The sequence below is a fragment of the Vibrio sp. Vb2131 genome (assembly GCF_033338535.1).
GTDB lineage: Bacteria > Pseudomonadota > Gammaproteobacteria > Enterobacterales > Vibrionaceae > Vibrio > Vibrio alginolyticus.
Genome location: NZ_JAWOSW010000119.1, coordinates 1 through 577 on the forward strand (window position 1 = coordinate 1; position 577 = coordinate 577).

General features: G+C 44.7%; 1 pseudogene. It reads left to right on the forward strand.

From position 1 onward, the window contains the following. Positions 1-491, forward strand: a pseudogene (locus R7E38_RS23180) (ferredoxin--NADP reductase); the annotation flags it as partial. Between the last annotated feature and the right edge of the window lie 86 nt (positions 492-577).

The window sequence follows — 577 nt, forward strand, 5'->3', positions numbered from 1 at the left end:
ACCCGATTTATGTGGGTGAAACCGCGCATGGCGATCTCATTCACGACACCATTCCTAAGCAAGCGAGTGATCTATGGTTGCTTTCGACGGGGACTGGCATTGGCCCGTTTTTATCTTTGCTGGATGACATTACCCTGCTTCCTCACAATGATCGTATCGTGCTGGTGCATGGTGTTCGCTACGAAAAAGATTTGGTCTACAAATACCTGATTGAGCATCTTCAATTCCGATATGAAGGACGCTTAAAGTACGTGCCAATCGTGAGTCGTGAATCGTCACTCGGAAAACTGCAAGGTCGAATCCCAGAGTTGATTGCGTCTGGTGAGCTTGCCAATAAAGTGGATGTGCCTTTCTCTCCGCAAAGCAGCTTTGTGATGCTGTGTGGTAACCCAGAGATGATTAAAGATACCTTGCCGGTGCTGCAAGAATTAGGGTTAGAAAAGTATCGAACTCGAACAGGCGGTCACGTTATCTATGAGCGTTATTGGTAAGTATCCACTCATCGCTGAAACCGAGATAACTAAGTTATATCGGTGTAAATTAAAAATCACTTTTGAGACATGATACGAATTTATAG